This window comes from Moritella sp., from assembly GCF_033791185.1.
GTDB lineage: Bacteria > Pseudomonadota > Gammaproteobacteria > Enterobacterales > Moritellaceae > Moritella.
The window spans coordinates 1-12162 of sequence record NZ_JASJHF010000070.1 but is presented as its reverse complement, the minus strand read 5'-3'; the positions used below and the strand labels follow the sequence as shown (position 1 = coordinate 12162).

Here is a 12162-nt window from a genome sequence, read left to right as displayed (position 1 = left end):
ATTGACAATGCCGATGAGACATTCGCAATGATGGATATGTTGTTAGCTAAAAAACGTTCATCTGATCGCCGCACTTGGTTAGAAGATAAAGGTGATATGCTTAGCGATAGCTAAGTACTTTTTGTGTAATACGAATCTAGTCATGGCTGCACTTATGTGTAGCCATTTTTTATGGCTAATTTATTAAATAGAATTAGTTCCATTCTGTTATGTTCATCTTTTATTCACATGGACTTTTGTATCCTATCGATAATGAGTAAATAAAAGCTGTAGTGCTTTAGTTTGCTTAACCTCTTATCAATATGGAAGTTCAAGCTGAAATGATCTCTCACAACCTGTTTAAATATTTAACTTACTTGCTGTTATCTCTCACTGTAACTAGTTCTTTTGCTGAAACCGCCATCCAAGCTGATCCATCATCAGTATCACCCGATTATAAATTAGCGGATAACTATGTAACAGGACAGTTGGTTGCTGTGCGCAGTGTCATCATTAGTAACGAGATTACTGGGGTTGTTGATGAATTTAGCAAAGATATCGGCGATCCAGTTAATACCGGTGACACGTTAGTTAAATTATCAATTGCAGATAATCTATTGAATGTGCAGCTAGCGAAAGCGGAGTTGGCTGTTAGTGCGAGTGAGCTACAAATACAGCAAAAGCAGTTAGAGCGTTATCAAGTGCTGTACAAGACCAATGGTATTTCGGCGAGTGCATTTGATGAGCAACGTCGCATTACCAATAGCAATAAATCACAAGTCGAAGTGGATAAAATCAAACTGGCAATGGCAAAACGCCAGCAAGACAAATCGGAAGTGAAAGCGCCTTTTTCTGGAGTTATTTTGACGCGAAATGTGGAGTTAGGTCAGTTTATTGCAACTGGCGCGCCTCTTTACACCTTGGTGGATATGAGCCAGATTAAAGTACGTTTTTACTTGCTTGAATCAGATATTATTACCATGAATGTCGGTGATAGCGTTCATGTCACTGTTCCTGCTTTAAAGTATAAAAAACTAACAGGGAAAGTCGTTATTTTGGCGCCAGCCTTTCAAACTAATGAACCGGGTTTTTTAGTTGAAGTGCTCATTGAAAACAGCTTACAAGATCTAAAACCAGGTATGCAAGCGCGCGTTGAGTTAGCTGAGCAGGGAGCGTAATCATGCAGTTTTTATTAACGCTATTAAGTCAGCGCAGGTTAGCGGCAAAAATACTGACCTTGGTATTAATGGTGTTGGGATTATTTTCACTGACTCAATTACCGTTAGCAGAAAAACCTCGTTTTGATATGGGCGATGGCACGATCACCACTGTTGATCCTGGCGCGTCAGCCTCGGATATTGAAAGCAATGTCACCAGTAAACTAGAGAAAGAATTGTTATCTATTTCTGGTATCAAAGAATTTAACTCGACGTCTGAAGTCGGAGTATCTTCGATTGATTTTGCATTGAACAGTGATGTTTCAGATCCCAATATTGTTTATCAAGACATTCGCGATGCTATTTCTAGAGTATCGGATCTGCCAACCGGAGTGACCGATGCGCCAACCTTAGCCATTAAGAAATCCTATAGTTTGGATTTCATGGTTGTTGGTGTGAGCAGCGAATTACCTTACAGCGCATTAAGGGAGCGTGCGAAAACCTTAGAGCTGGCATTACGTCGTGTTGATGGTATCGGTCAGGTGCATCCCATTGACTTACGTGATCCAGAATTTTTAATCGCCTTAGAGCCCGCGCAACTACAGCGTTATGGGTTAACAATTAGTGAGATATCTCAGCTGATTGCCGAGCGTAATGTACTCATTAGTGGTGGGCGTTTAGAGTTAGTACAAAATAACCCTGAGCTAATCACGGTTGCTGAACTCGATGATATTGATAAATTGGGCGATATGTTTATTGGTTTTATGCCTAATATCCAATTAAAAGATGTGGCTGGAGGTATTAGCAATACTTTCCAAAAAGCAGAGGCTTTTGGTTCACTTAATGGTCAAAAAAGTATTCTCTTTGATTTACGCACAGATGAAAGTGCGGATGTACTAGCGACATCAGCACAAGTTCGGGACTTATTATCCGCGATGGAATTGCAATTTGGCGATGAGTATAAGTTGGGGGTTGGTTTTGATTTAGCCAATGAAATTAAAGCTAAATCAGATATTGTCCGTAACAATGGTTTGGTTGGTTTAATTCTGGTGCTGGTGGTACTAGCGTTATTCTTAGATAAGCGTATTGCTTTTTGGGTGGCGGTTTCAATTCCTGTTTGCCTATTAGGTACATTAGCGTTATTACCGGCATTGGGACAAATTCTGGATGCTTATACCTTATCTGCTCTTATTTTGATTATTGGCATTATTGTTGATGATGCGGTGGTGGTCAGTGACAAAATCATTAGTTTGGTTGAAGAAGGTCAGCCAATTAATAAAGCAGTAAGTAACGGTGTTAAAGCGGTATTCCCCGCGATTAGTGCCAGTATTTTAAGCACCATGATTGCCTTTATACCTTTGCTATTCTTGCCGGGAAATAGTGGTCAAATGATGTATGTGATCCCATTAACCGTGATTGTAGCATTGTGCTTTTCGTTTATTGATGCACTATTTTTTATTCCTGCTCATTTACAAGGTGTATTAGAGAAAAGTAACCGCATAAAGCCAACTAATGAAGCTCATTTTAAGGGGATTAACAACGCGATCAGCTGGATGCTCAACAAGCGTAAATGGGTGATTAGTATTTCCTTGGTGTTCTGTATTGGTCTGGGTACTTTCTCGTATACACAATTGAGCTTTTTATTCTTTCCGACTGACGGCGCATACTTAATTGAAGTGGGAGTAGAAACAGACCCAGAATTATCATTGGATGAAGTCTGGCAACGAACACAAAAACTAGAAGCGTTATTTGAAAATACTAGCGAAGTGAGTGCTTGGTATGGTGAAGTTGGTACGCCAAGTAGTTATTGGGTTATCTCATTAACGCCTGTAAATAGTCGTGAACGCAGTGCTGAAGATATTGTTACTGAGTGGGAAGAGGTTGCGGAACAAATCGCGGGGTTTGCTCAAGTAGAGTTTGATATTGATGGCGGAGGGCCTCCTGTTGGTCGCCCCGTTGATATTAAAGTTGTCGGTGGTAGCGATCTCGGCCGTGACAAATTAGCCAATGATTTAGTGTCATTTCTAGAGACTCTCGATGGCACCAGCCGTGTTAGTCGTGACTTGCAGGATAGCCAGCCTCGTGTGGAAGCACAATTACAGTACCAATGGCTTAACTATTACGGTATTAGTGCGCAGCAAGTCGGTGATTTAATTAAATATGCTGTTGAAGGAGAGCGTATATCTCGCATTTTTAATGGTGAAGAGGAAGTGTTTTTCCGGATCAGTTTAGAGGAAAATGACAAAACGCTTGCAGAATTGAATAACCTGAATGTTCGTGCAAATGATGGCAGTTTAGTACCGCTGAGTAAGTTAATTCGTTGGGTGGATACAACCTCTGCATCGCAGATCAGTCACTATAATGGTGAACGGGTGATCCGTGTGTCTTCTGGTATCGAGCCGACACTGACAGATCCGATTGCGGTCTTTGATCGTGTGGTGACCTCGTTTTCTGGTCAAGATTATTCAGGTCAAGATTATGAGGGGGCTAGGTTAGTCGCAGCAGGACAAATATTAGAGACTGCAGAAGCGCAGCAAGGTTTTATGATTGCGATATTTATGGCATTTGTGGGTATCAGCATTCTGTTATTATTATTGTTTGACCGAATAATTGAAACGTTAATCGTTCTGACTGTTGTGCCATTTGGTATTGCTGGCGCGCTATTTATTTTATTTTTACATAATCAAGTGCTTAGCTTTTTTTCTATCATCGGCATGATCGCCTTAATTGGTATTATGGTGAATAACAGTTTAGTGTTGATTTGGCATTTCCGTTCAACGATCACTACGTTAGACCGTGATAACGTCATGGATTTCATCATCACAGGAACCAAAAGTCGTGTTCGACCTATTCTATTAACCACCATCACCACAGTGGTTGGTTTAGTGCCTTTAGCTTATGGTTTGGGCGGTTATGATAATTACATGTCGCCAATGGCGTTAGTGGTCGGCTGGGGTTGCATCATTTCGATGTTAGTTACATTAATTATTATTCCTGCTTTGTATGCCTATGTTTTAGAGTGGAAAGTGCGTCACAACCGAGAATTGTAAGTGAGGGTTTAGATTGTCATCTTAGCCAGTCGGTTTTTATCTCAATATAAAAGCCAACTGGGTTACTGATCTAGGTTAATCTTTTTGATAATTATTATCATTCACACTTGTGCTCCCTGCACGATTCTTATAGACTCCATTCCATAATGTAAACAATTCGTATTTAGAGGTAAGGATGAAAAAAGGAATATTTGGTTTATCTGCTTTGGCATTAACAACGTCACTTATGAGCGTAACTGCTTTTGCTGGTGAAGAAGTTAATATTTATTCAAATCGCCAAGCGAATTTGCTTAATCCGATCCTTGAACAATACACTAAAGATACTGGTGTGAAGGTCAATATTGTATTTGCGAAGAAAGGACTTGCAGATAGAATGGCACGTGAAGGTCGTTTATCAAAAGCCGATCTATTACTAACAACTGATATCAGCCGTTTAGTGGAAGCTGTTGAGATCGGTGTTACTCAAGCTGTATCAAGCGACGTATTAGAAGATAACATTCCAGCACAATACCGTGACCCAGATGGCGAATGGTTTGCACTAACAACACGTGTTCGTAACATTTATACATCACGTGAAGTTTATGGTGACGTTGCTAACATCACTTACGAAGAACTTGCCGACCCTAAATATAAAGGTCAAATTTGTACACGTTCGGGTAAACATCCATACAACGTGGCGCTTATCTCATCAATGATCTCGCATCACGGTGAAGCTGAAGCAAAAGAATGGTTAGAAGGTGTTAAAGCTAACCTCGCACGTAAACCACAAGGTAACGATCGCGCTCAAGTTAAAGCCATTAAAGAAGGCGTTTGTACTGTTGCGCTGGGCAACAGCTACTATTTAGGCAAAATGTTGAAAGATCCAAAGCAAGTTGCTTGGGCTGAATCAGTTAACATTAACTTTCCTAACCAAGAAAACCACGGTGCGCACGTAAATGTATCGGGTATGGTATTAGCTAAATATGCACCGAATAAAGGTAACGCCGTTAAACTAATGGAATACCTATCTGGCGCGAAAGCTCAACATATGTATGCTGATGTTAACATGGAATATCCAGTTAAAGCTGGTATCCAAGCATCTGAGCTAGTTTCATCTTGGGGCCAATTTAATGCGGATTACATGCCAGTAGCTGAAATTGCAAAACATCGTAAAGCGGCATTAAGACTACTTGATGAAGTTAAATTCGACTTGTAGAATACATAATCCCCTAAATTTGTTAGGGGTTAACAGTTGATATTGCGACTTGATTAAGTTGTTAATAGACTGCTTTAAAGGTTGGTAAAGTTACTTTGTAACTCGCCAACCTTTTCGCGTATCTAAACAGGAGTTATTTTTCCGTTCATGAATCATAAGTTAGCCTTTTCTTGGCATTCTAGTAGTTGGTTTATTGCGATCATGTTAGCGCTACCTATTGCCGCATTGTTTTATCAGGCAATTGGCCCCAGTGCCGATGTTTTTCAACACCTTGTTGATACCGTTCTCCTCGACTACGTTCAAAATACCCTTATTCTTGTTTTTCTGGTTTGCTTAATCAGCAGTATTATTGCTTTGCCTGCCGCGTGGTTGATTGCCATGTGTGACTTTCCTGGGCGTAAAAGCTTACAATGGGCATTGATGTTACCGATGGCGATGCCTGCGTATATCGTGGCTTACATTTATACCGATATGTTTGATTATGCTGGTCCGGTACAAATTGCCCTGCGGGGTATATTTGGTTGGCAAAATGCCAGTGATTATTGGTTCTTCGATATCCGCACTATTCCCGGCGCTGCCACTGTACTGGCGTTGGTATTATATCCTTACCTTTATTTGTTGGCCCGAACTTCATTTCTCGAACAATCAACCAGTTTGATTCAAGCCAGTCGTATGTTGGGCAGTTCGGCATTATCGAGTTGTCTACGCGTATCATTGCCACTTGCGCGCCCTGCGATTGCGGTGGGTTTATCTTTAGTGGCGATGGAGACGGTGGCTGACTTTGCCACGGTGAACTATTTTGCCGTTAATACACTAACGACAGCGGTTTACGATACTTGGATTGGCCATGGCAGTTTAACGGCGGCAGCGCAGTTGTCGGTGATGACATTGTCGGTGATCTTATTATTTGTCGGTTTAGAGCGTTTCGCGCGCCGTAAACAGCAAGTATTTCAAAAAAGTATGTTGCATGAACAAGAGGTGCGTTACCCGTTAACTGGCGGTCCGAAGTGGTTTGCGATGGCTTGGTGCTGGTTGCTGGTATTTGCTGGTTTTATATTGCCGTTTGCAGTGTTGGTTAATTATGCATGGCATTATTTTGCCGAATCTTGGACTGAAGAATTTTTTCAGTATAGTGCCAACAGTTTAATTCTAGCGGTTATTGTTGCTAGTTTAGCAGTTTGTTGCGCGATATTACTGGGTTTATACCGCCGCTTAGTTGGCACTAAATATGCCGCAATTCCGGCGCGTATTAGTACCATGGGTTACGCATTGCCAGGTACTGTGTTGGCAATTGGTATTATTATCCCATTGACCTCTGCTGATTTTTTATTAAATGATATCACTGAATTCCTTTGGGATTGGACACCGGGTTTGGTGTTTACCGGTACCACGTTTGCACTCATTTTTGCTTATCTGATTCGTTTTTCGGCGATTGCTGTCGGTTCAGTTGAAAGCAGTATTGATAAAATATCACCGTCTTTAGACATGGTGACTCGTACGTTAGGGCACAGCCCAAATAGCATGATCCGCAAAGTGCATATTCCCTTGATCCGTAAAGGTGTATTGGCCGCCTTTTTATTGGTGTTTATTGAATCAATGAAAGAGTTACCAACGGCGTTGCTATTACGGCCGTTTAACTACGAAACATTGGCGACCTATGTATTTCAATTTGCCTCTGATGAAATGTTAGAGCAAGCGGCCTTAGCGGCAATTGTGATTGTATTAGTTGGCTTGATCCCGCTTATTTTCTTGAATCGTTCTTTGGAGCAACAGCACTGATGACTACTTCTCCTTCTGCATTAACCATTTCAGATCTGCATTGTAGTTATGCTGGTGTCGATATTCTTACTGGGCTTGATCTGACGTTAGGTAAAAACGAAATTTTGTGTTTATTAGGCCCCAGTGGCTGTGGTAAAACCACGACATTAAAATTGATTGCTGGGTTATTACCACCAACCCAAGGCAGTATCGAAATTAATGGCCACGTGGTTGATAATGACAAATTAAATCTGGCACCAGAAAAACGTAATGTGGGCATGATATTTCAGGATTATGCATTATTTCCACATTTGACGGTGACTGATAATGTGCTGTTTAGCCAATATCAAAAAACCAAGGCGCAGCAAAAAAAGACGTTGGATTATGTGCTTAAATTAGTGAATTTGACTGAATTTGCAGACCGTTACCCACATCAACTCTCTGGTGGTCAGCAGCAGCGTGTGGCGATTGCCCGTGCGTTAGCCTGTTCACCGGAATTGTTATTATTAGATGAACCTTTTTCTAATATTGATAGCCAAGTACGTCATCATTTGATTGAAGAAATGCGCGACTTGCTTAAATCGCATAATATGAGTGCAATCTTTGTTACCCATAGCAAGGAAGAGGCGTTTGCATTTGCCGATCGCTTAGCGGTATTTCATCAAGGTAAAATTGAGCAATTAGGTACGCCGAGCGAGTTATATAATCAGCCTGCGACTCGCTTTGTTGCTGACTTCTTAGGTAAGGTGAATTACTTAGATGCGGTGGTATTAGATGACTACAGCGTACAAACTGCATTAGGTGTTATCCGCAGTAAACAAAAATTAACGCTAGCCGTTGGTGAGCAGAAGCTGTTAGCGCTACGCCCTCAGCAATTACAGTTACAAATTGTCGAACAGGGTATAGCCACTATCAGCCAGCAACAGTTTTTAGGCATGACTACGCATTGTACGATCTGTCTAGCAGATAAAACGCTAGGGGAGGGTTGTTTGGAATTATCGGTATCGATGCAGCAGCCAATGCAGGTTGGCGATATGGTCAATGTGACGGTGGCAGAACATGATTTGGTGTTGTTTGATCGTGATTAACGGTTAAAGACTTATAAAGAGGCATGTTTGGCGTGATAAATATCAGCGCCAAACATGTAATTCAGCTGCGCAGTCGCTTGTGCTAACTGTTAGATATATTCAAACAAGTCTTTTACTGCATTGTCGACTTCGGTAATAATACTGGTGCTGGTTGGGGTAATGAAAATTGTATCATCGCCGGCAATCGTCCCTAAAATTCCTTCTGTGCGCCCTAATGAATCTAATAAACGTGCGATCAATTGCGCTGAACCAGGACTGGTTTGGATCACAATCAAGCATTCATTATGGCTAATATCTAATACTAAGTTCTTTAATTGGCTGCTAATGGTTGGTACACCCAACTCTGCAGGTAAGCAATACACCATCTCATCTTTGGCATTGCGTGTGCGCACGGCACCAAATTTGCTGAGCATCCGTGAAACTTTTGATTGATTAACACTATCAAAGCCTTGTTCCTTTAGTGCATCAACAATCTCGCCTTGTGAGCCAAGATGCTCTTCTTTCAATAATCCTTTAAATGCTTTTACTAACAGATCTTGTTTTTCACTCATACTTTTTTCCATGTCAGTTGATTCATCTATAATTCAAGCTGCTAATGTTAAAATCAGTTACTCAATCATTAATGTGAATCGTAAATGAACTTGGTTCATGAAGAACTGAATAATTATGCATATGATACCAGCAGGGCATATTTTATCTAGCTAATTTGGTTAATTTGGATTTTTTGCATAAAAACCGAGTTAAAGTGAATATTTATGTTGATATTGAAGTTTAATCGGTTATTATACTTGCATCTAGTGCAATTATATTCAGTTATCCTTATGAGCATCGAACTAAAAAACATCTGTAAATCTTGGGGTCAACTTGACGTGTTACAACACATCGACCTTAAATGTGCAAAAGGCGAGACCTTAGTGCTGCTTGGTCCAAGTGGTGCAGGTAAGAGTTCACTGTTGCGCGTACTTAATTTACTTGATACGCCAGATAATGGTTCAATCAGTATTGCTGGGGAAACATTTGATTTTTCTGCCAAGCTGAATGATAAAAAATTAATCAAGCGTAGTCAGATGCTAAGACAGAAAGTTGGTATGGTATTTCAACAATACAACCTATGGCCACATATGTCTGTGATAGATAATTTAATTGAAGCACCGGTTAAGATCTTAAAGCAAACAAAACAACAAGCTCGTGAAGAGGCCATGAAGATCCTTGAGCAATTACAACTGGCTGATAAAGCACATGTATTTCCATTAGCATTATCAGGTGGTCAACAACAACGGGTGGCGATTGCACGTGCTCTAATGATGAAACCAGAAGTATTGTTATTTGATGAACCTACTGCGGCGTTAGATCCAGAGGTGACCAATCAAGTAGCTGAAATCATTAAGTCACTGGCAATCACAGGTATTACTCAAGTTGTTGTGACGCACGAAGTGGACTTCGCGCGTAAAGTCGCTAGTCAGGTTTGTTATCTTGAAGGCGGCGAAATTGTTGAATTCGGTGGTGCTGAGCACTTCCAGCAACCACAAACGCCACAGTTTACAAATTATTTAAAACATTAGGAATAAGGTCGTACCCAATGAAAAAATTATTAACAGCATTAATTCTAACGTCAGCGGCAGCGCAAGTAACCGCGGCAGAGCAAATAAAATTTGTAACAGAAGCGACGTATCCTCCCTTTGAAATGATGGATGCAAACAACGAATTCCAAGGTTTTGATATTGATATCGCCCGCGCGGTTTGTACTGAATTAAAAGCGGAATGTAGTTTTGCCAATCAGTCATTTGATAGTTTGATCCCAAGCTTAAAGTTCCGTCGTTATGACGCGGCTATTGCGGCAATGGACGTAACACCTGCTCGTCAAAAGCAAGTTGACTTCTCTGATGTTTATTATGAAAACTCTGCAGTATTAGTGGCAGAAAAAGGCAAATATAACGTCGTTGCTGATTTATCGGGTAAAGCGGTCGGTGTACAAAATGGTACGTCGCACCAAGCTTACATGGCAGATAACTACGCAGATGAAAAAGTATTATTACTGAACTTCCCATCATACCAAAAAGCGTTTTTAGACCTTAAAAATGGTCGTATTAACGGCGTATTTGCTGACTCTGCGGTTGCCCACGATTGGTTAACTAAGCACAGTGGTGGTAATTACGAAACGGTGGGTAAAGCGGTAACGGATGCGAAATACTTTGGTAACGGTTTTGCAATTGCAGTACGTAAAGACAATGCAGAATTATTAGCTAAATTGAATAAAGGTTTGCAAACGATTAAAGCAAACGGTACCTACGATAAGATTTACGCAAAATACTTTGCTAAATAACCGATAACAGTGTTTAATCTCGAGCTGATTGGTTGCGCAATATCAGGGCTCAATAGCCTGGTTATTGTGGCCTCGAGATAATTTATTTTAAAGTGCCTTTTAGGGGCACTTTTTGTTTTTACGTCCGGAGTTTTTATGGATCTTTTGCAGCTTCAATTATTATTGGATGCAACAAAAATCACCTTAGGCCTTGCGCTAACATCGTTGTTGGTCGGCTTGGTTCTCGCTATTTTGTTCTGTGTTGCAGAAATGCAAAAGAACCCACTTATCGCTAAACCTATTGGCCTATTTGTTACGATATTACGTGGCTTACCTGAGATCTTGATTGTCTTCTTTGTGTTTTTTGGTGGCACGCATATTCTGTTTTTATTAACCGATGAATTTTATGACATCAGTCCGTTCTGGAGTGGTGTCGTGGCACTGTCACTGATTTTTGCTTCTTATGCTTCGCAAACACTGCGCGCGGCAATTCAATCTGTACCAAAAGGTCAGCAGCAAGCGGCACAAGCGCTTGGCATGGGAGCTGTTCTCTGCTTTATTCGTGTGACGTTACCGCAAGCATGGCGTTTAGCGCTGCCGGGCTTAGGCAACCAGTGGATGGTATTATTAAAAGATACTGCGTTAGTGTCGTTAATCGGCGTGACTGATTTGATGAAACAGGCGGATTTATTATCAGGCAGTACCTATAAACCATTCACCTTTTTGGTGGCGGCGGCTGCGATTTATCTGATTATTACCTTGATCAGCCAATGGATGTTAAAGCACCTTGATAATTACATTAATCGTTTTGATGCCGGAGTAGCAAAATGACATTAGATCACTTCTGGTTATTATTTAACGGCTTGAGTACAACGCTTGAAATCACTTTTTTCAGTTTATTCTTTGGATCTATCATTGCGGTGTTTTTAACGTTAGCGATGGTGAATAAGATCCCGGGACTAAATCTGTTAGCACGTGGCATTATTTTAATCTTTACTGGTACGCCATTATTAATCCAAATATTTTTGGTTTACAGTGGCCCATCGCAGTTTGAAGTGATTAAAAATAGCTTTTTATGGGATTACCTTAGTCAAGCGCAGATTTGTGCCATCATTGCGTTGGCGTTTAATACTGCAGCGTATTCATCATTGTTATTTAAAGGTGCGATTGAATCTGTGCCACGCGGCGAGTGGGATGCTTGTAAAGCTCTAGGTATGACGCGAGGCCAAACGCTGGCCGTTATTGTACCCCATGCGATACGTCGGGTATTACCGTCTTATTCTAATGAAGTGATTTTAGTGCTTAAAGGTACGTCATTAGCCAGTTCGATAACTATCATGGACGTGATGGGTTATGCCAATCAAATTAATGGCCAAACTTATGATGCATTAATGGCATTTTCAGCCGCCGGTATTATCTACTTAGGCATGAACGGTATCTTAGTATTAATCTTTAAACAGTTAGAAAAGAAAGCCCTCGCATTCCAATCTTAATTTTTTCAGGCTGTTTTCGTTACGTTAACGAAGGCTGTCAGTTCAGCTATTCTTATGGCAATCATCTTTGCGGATGACGATCATGAGTATGGCTGAGCACATTGAATCATTTCACCTGAAACTAAATAACGAATAGATAG

The 12162-nt window shown here is 40.8% G+C and carries 10 protein-coding genes; 9 read left to right on the top strand and 1 reads right to left on the bottom strand.

What is annotated here, in order from left to right; translation table 11 throughout:
• Window positions 1-320 precede the first annotated feature (320 nt).
• From QNK26_RS04255 to QNK26_RS04235, 5 genes are all read left to right on the top strand, one after another.
• Window positions 321-1157, top strand: coding sequence for an efflux RND transporter periplasmic adaptor subunit (locus tag QNK26_RS04255; RefSeq protein ID WP_319221018.1), 837 nt, complete (start codon window positions 321-323; stop codon window positions 1155-1157).
• Window positions 1158-1159: 2 nt separating this feature from the next.
• Window positions 1160-4186, top strand: a complete 3027-nt coding sequence (locus QNK26_RS04250; RefSeq protein ID WP_319221017.1) for an efflux RND transporter permease subunit — start codon at window positions 1160-1162, stop codon at window positions 4184-4186.
• 175 nt (window positions 4187-4361) lie between these two features.
• Window positions 4362-5381 carry a Fe(3+) ABC transporter substrate-binding protein gene (locus QNK26_RS04245; RefSeq protein ID WP_319221016.1) on the top strand — a complete coding sequence of 340 codons (1020 nt, stop codon included), beginning with the start codon at window positions 4362-4364 and terminating at the stop codon, window positions 5379-5381.
• Window positions 5382-5528: 147 nt separating this feature from the next.
• Complete coding sequence (locus QNK26_RS04240; RefSeq protein ID WP_319221015.1) at window positions 5529-7160, top strand: iron ABC transporter permease; 1632 nt, start codon at window positions 5529-5531, stop codon at window positions 7158-7160.
• Entirely contained in the window at window positions 7160-8227 is a 1068-nt protein-coding gene (locus tag QNK26_RS04235; RefSeq protein ID WP_319221014.1) for an ABC transporter ATP-binding protein, read from the top strand. The genes QNK26_RS04240 and QNK26_RS04235 overlap by 1 nt, the downstream gene beginning before the upstream one ends.
• Before the next feature lie 89 nt (window positions 8228-8316).
• Here QNK26_RS04235 and argR read toward each other — a convergent pair whose 3' ends face one another.
• Window positions 8317-8778, bottom strand: a complete 462-nt coding sequence (argR, locus tag QNK26_RS04230; RefSeq protein ID WP_319221013.1) for a transcriptional regulator ArgR — start codon at window positions 8776-8778, stop codon at window positions 8317-8319.
• A 270-nt stretch (window positions 8779-9048) separates the two neighbouring features.
• Between argR and artP the strand changes: the two genes are divergently transcribed.
• The 4 genes from artP (at window position 9049) to artM (ending at window position 12022) form a co-directional block, all read left to right on the top strand.
• Window positions 9049-9789 carry an arginine ABC transporter ATP-binding protein ArtP gene (gene artP, locus QNK26_RS04225; RefSeq protein ID WP_319221012.1) on the top strand — a complete coding sequence of 247 codons (741 nt, stop codon included), beginning with the start codon at window positions 9049-9051 and terminating at the stop codon, window positions 9787-9789.
• Window positions 9790-9806: 17 nt separating this feature from the next.
• A complete protein-coding gene (locus QNK26_RS04220) occupies window positions 9807-10550 on the top strand; it encodes a lysine/arginine/ornithine ABC transporter substrate-binding protein (RefSeq protein ID WP_319221011.1) in 744 nt (247 codons plus the stop codon).
• Between the two features lie 135 nt (window positions 10551-10685).
• Window positions 10686-11360, top strand: a complete 675-nt coding sequence (artQ, locus tag QNK26_RS04215; protein WP_319221010.1) for an arginine ABC transporter permease ArtQ — start codon at window positions 10686-10688, stop codon at window positions 11358-11360.
• Window positions 11357-12022 (top strand): arginine ABC transporter permease ArtM, encoded by a 666-nt coding sequence (artM, locus tag QNK26_RS04210; RefSeq protein WP_319221009.1) that lies wholly within the window; start codon window positions 11357-11359, stop codon window positions 12020-12022. Before artQ ends, artM begins: the two co-directional genes overlap by 4 nt.
• Window positions 12023-12162: the final 140 nt, after the last annotated feature.

Excerpts from the sequence above, each read along its gene's own strand:
- artM (WP_319221009.1), top strand. The coding sequence starts at position 11,357 with ATGACATTAGATCACTTCTGGTTATTATTTAACGGCTTGAGTACAACG.
- argR (WP_319221013.1), bottom strand. The coding sequence starts at position 8,778 with ATGAGTGAAAAACAAGATCTGTTAGTAAAAGCATTTAAAGGATTATTG.
- QNK26_RS04245 (WP_319221016.1), top strand. The coding sequence starts at position 4,362 with ATGAAAAAAGGAATATTTGGTTTATCTGCTTTGGCATTAACAACGTCA.
- QNK26_RS04250 (WP_319221017.1), top strand. The coding sequence starts at position 1,160 with ATGCAGTTTTTATTAACGCTATTAAGTCAGCGCAGGTTAGCGGCAAAA.
- QNK26_RS04240 (WP_319221015.1), top strand. The coding sequence starts at position 5,529 with ATGAATCATAAGTTAGCCTTTTCTTGGCATTCTAGTAGTTGGTTTATT.
- QNK26_RS04220 (WP_319221011.1), top strand. The coding sequence starts at position 9,807 with ATGAAAAAATTATTAACAGCATTAATTCTAACGTCAGCGGCAGCGCAA.
- artQ (WP_319221010.1), top strand. The coding sequence starts at position 10,686 with ATGGATCTTTTGCAGCTTCAATTATTATTGGATGCAACAAAAATCACC.
- artP (WP_319221012.1), top strand. The coding sequence starts at position 9,049 with ATGAGCATCGAACTAAAAAACATCTGTAAATCTTGGGGTCAACTTGAC.
- QNK26_RS04235 (WP_319221014.1), top strand. The coding sequence starts at position 7,160 with ATGACTACTTCTCCTTCTGCATTAACCATTTCAGATCTGCATTGTAGT.
- QNK26_RS04255 (WP_319221018.1), top strand. The coding sequence starts at position 321 with ATGATCTCTCACAACCTGTTTAAATATTTAACTTACTTGCTGTTATCT.